Source organism: Henriciella sp., from assembly GCF_049649345.1.
Classification (GTDB): Bacteria; Pseudomonadota; Alphaproteobacteria; order Caulobacterales; family Hyphomonadaceae; genus Henriciella.
Genome location: NZ_JBARZC010000016.1, coordinates 1 through 3,078 on the forward strand (window position 1 = coordinate 1; position 3,078 = coordinate 3,078).

Annotated in this window: 5 protein-coding genes; 2 read left to right on the forward strand and 3 right to left on the reverse strand. The window is 59.6% G+C overall.

From position 1 onward, the window contains the following. Nucleotides 1-20: 20 nt before the first annotated feature. Nucleotides 21-476, reverse strand: a complete 456-nt coding sequence (locus WA989_RS00445; RefSeq protein WP_424338564.1) for a DUF2147 domain-containing protein — start codon at nucleotides 474-476, stop codon at nucleotides 21-23. Between the two features lie 157 nt (nucleotides 477-633). Between WA989_RS00445 and WA989_RS00450 the strand changes: the two genes are divergently transcribed. Further along, nucleotides 634-1,197, forward strand: coding sequence for a TetR/AcrR family transcriptional regulator (locus tag WA989_RS00450; RefSeq protein ID WP_424338565.1), 564 nt, complete (start codon nucleotides 634-636; stop codon nucleotides 1,195-1,197). Here the strand turns inward: WA989_RS00450 and WA989_RS00455 are convergent. Then, nucleotides 1,194-1,820: a COQ9 family protein gene (locus WA989_RS00455; protein ID WP_424338566.1), complete on the reverse strand. Its 627-nt coding sequence runs from the start codon at nucleotides 1,818-1,820 to the stop codon at nucleotides 1,194-1,196. The two genes, WA989_RS00450 and WA989_RS00455, sit on opposite strands and share 4 nt — an antisense overlap. Nucleotides 1,821-1,877: 57 nt before the next feature. Between WA989_RS00455 and rpsU the strand changes: the two genes are divergently transcribed. Beyond that, a complete protein-coding gene (gene rpsU / locus WA989_RS00460) occupies nucleotides 1,878-2,147 on the forward strand; it encodes a 30S ribosomal protein S21 (protein ID WP_424338567.1) in 270 nt (89 codons plus the stop codon). A gap of 86 nt (nucleotides 2,148-2,233) precedes the next feature. Here the strand turns inward: rpsU and WA989_RS00465 are convergent. Beyond that, on the reverse strand, nucleotides 2,234-3,078 hold an 845-nt coding region (locus WA989_RS00465; RefSeq protein WP_424338568.1), incomplete at its 5' end, for an ABC transporter permease.

Genomic DNA, 3,078 nt, shown 5'->3' on the forward strand with positions numbered 1-3,078 from the left:
CCACTAAGCTCGCCCATCGCTCACTCCTCTATGCTTTGGTTCGTTGGAGACAGGATCCGGGTCCAGATCTGCGATCGGCACAATGGGCCAAGGCACCCGCGAACCTTGAGTTCATTTTGAGAAATCAGCGACAGCGAAGACCGAAAAGTCTGCCCCGTTTCCGGATTGTAGAGGCGCCCGTTTCGCCATCCATCTGACCCGTTCGAGTAGCCCCAGAGTATGGGCAAACCGTCCAGTGGACGGGACCGCAGGACTTTGTCGCGATTGTTCTCATCGCGTGTGCTGTCCCCAACAATGCCAAGGTCGACTGAAATGAGAGTGCCGCAAGGCGTACCATCTCCGCAATTTGAAATGCGTATATCCGCGCCGTGGCGGACCGTGCGCCAAGTGCCGACAAGGTCAGACAGATCGCCTGCAACAGCCGGGCCGGGCGCCAGGGCGATCGCCAGGACCATCAAGCCGCTAACGCTCCTCATTATCAGATCTCCTTATTTAATGATAACGCGTTATATTTTAAAATCACGGCTTGGTCAAGTCGCTATCCCGGCTTAGGTTTTGCCCATGTCGAAACCCTCTCCCACGACGCCTCGGCCCCGCGGGCGCCCCGCCCTGTCTGATCAGGATATGGCGGACATGCGCAGCCATATTTCAGACTGCGCGCTCCGCCTGTTTCATGAACATGGATATGATGCGGTCTCCATGCGCCGGCTGGCCAAGGAGGCCGACTGCACGGTGATGACGCTGTACCGATACTTCGATCGGAAGATCGACATTCTGACAGCGCTTTGGGCCGAGGTCTTTGCAACGCTATTCGACGAGCTCGATGCGATTGCGGCAAGCGAAACAAATGCGAATCTGCGATTGAATAAAATTGCGTTCGGCTATGTCGATTTCTGGCTCAGTCACCGTGAGCATTACTTTCTGGTCTTCATGTCGAGCGGCATATCCCAGTCCGATGTCAGCATTTTTGTAGATGACGACGGTGTCGTCGAACGGTTCGACATCTTCAGACAGACCATTGAGAGCGTTCTGGGCACCCGAGCGACGAAAGCCGAGACGGCACTCAAGTCACAACTCCTCCTGTGCGCCCTGAACGGCATCGCGCACAACCTAATCACGATCAGCGCATATGACTGGGCATCCCCGAAAGATCTGGTGGATGCCGCCGTGTCAGGGGCACTTCAAGCGACCGCCTAACCGCGCCCCCGCAGCTTATCGATAAGGTCCAGCCCCGGCTTTGCGATCTTTGAGCCCCATTGGCCGAGTTTCATTGCGCCCTTGAGGCGGCTCTCGATGAAGGCGTCGAGCTCTTCTTCGGTGTGGTCATTGTCCAGCCAGTAGAGTACGATGGTCGGTAGCGTGGCTGAGAGGAGCGCCCGCTTGGTCTCGCGATTATAATCCTCCGCCGTGTCACCGGCCGCGAGCCAGATGGCGTCGGCTGTCTTCCAGGTCCGTTTGGCCGCGGCTGGCGCATTCCAGGGCGCAAAGCCGCGGGCAGAGGCGCGTTTGACCGCTTCCCGGTTTGGCGCTAGCGCCGCGAGCCAGGCCCTGATACCCGCGGCGACTTTCTCATGGGTGCGCAGCGCGGACAGGTCTTGAGCGTCCAGGGCGGCGAGCATGTCATCTTCCGCCTGGTCAAAGAAACGCTCGATCAGATCCTTCACCCCATGCGGGGCGGCGAGCGCCTGGTCGTCCTCGTCGAGCCCGGCCTCGCGGGCGGCGCGGCTTGAAGCCTCGTCGCTCCACCCCATATCTGGAACGTGCGGCAGCAATGCCTGCAACCACTTATCCTGAAGAGCAATTGATGGCCGTGCTGTCATTACTGGCTCCGGGAGTAGGCAAGCCTAAAATTTGGTGTTATAGGCGCGCCTTCACTTTTGAACACACGCCAGACTATCGCTCGGGCCTGTCTCGAGCAAACCAATGGAGATTTGACCATCGTACAGATCGTTGTCCGCGACAACAATGTCGAACAAGCCCTTCGTGCGCTGAAAAAGAAGATGCAGCGTGAGGGTCTTTTCCGGGAAATGAAATCCCGTACGCACTTTGAGAAGCCATCTGAGAAGAAGGCTCGCCAGAAGGCAGAAGCTGTGCGCCGCGCTCGCAAACTTGCTCGTAAGCGCGCCCAGCGCGAGGGCCTGGCATAGCCATAAGCCCGCCTGATCTGGCGTGACATCAGCCCCTTCGGTGACAGCCGAAGGGGCTTATTCGTGTCTGCGAAGACGGCGCGGATCTACGCTTCTGTCTTCTTCTTCCCAGGCATGATCTTGCCGATCCACTTGCCGACATCGCCAACGCCCGCGCCGTGGACCGCGCCGGCCCTATAGACCCGCGAGGCGAGCCAGAGGACGGTGAAGGTCGCGACCACCATGAGCAGGAGCAGGCCTGCCACCTCCCACATAGGCGGGGCGGTCGGCATGCGCAGGATGAGCAGGAAAGGCGTGAAGACGGGGATCCAGCTCATCACCGACAGGATCGGCGATTCGGCATCGCTTATCGCGACGATGATCATGAACATCGGCACCATCAGCATGACGATCAGCGGTGTCATCAGCGTCTGCGCTTCCTGGATCGTGTCGCAGAGTGAGCCCAGCGCGAGGAAAACGGCCCCGTACATCAGATAGCCGAGCACGAAGCTGAGAATGGCCGGCACCAGCAATTGCGGTTGCGCGAATGCACCGACGACGGGCACAAGGCTGCCGGTCACGGCCGGATCAACCATATTGCCGAACACTGTCGCCAGAACCGTCACGCCCATCGTCCAGACGCCCATGAGCGTCAGCGCCACGGCCAGGACAGCGAGCAGCTTGCCGGCCAGCATGTGCGGCAGCTTCACCGACGTCAGCAGCGAGTCGAAAATCTTGTTGGACCGTTCCTCGATCGTGCCCATGAGCAGATAGTTGACCACCGAGAAGATCAGGAACCAGAGCAGGAAGGCCATGAAGATCGAGGCGATGAACGGCGCGCGATCGGCCATTGTGACCTGTGAGCCGGTGTCGGACGAGGCCGGCCTTGCCCGCCGTTCCGTAATCTCGCGGCGCTGATTCTCGGCTTCTGTCAGAATGCGCGGGCTGACAC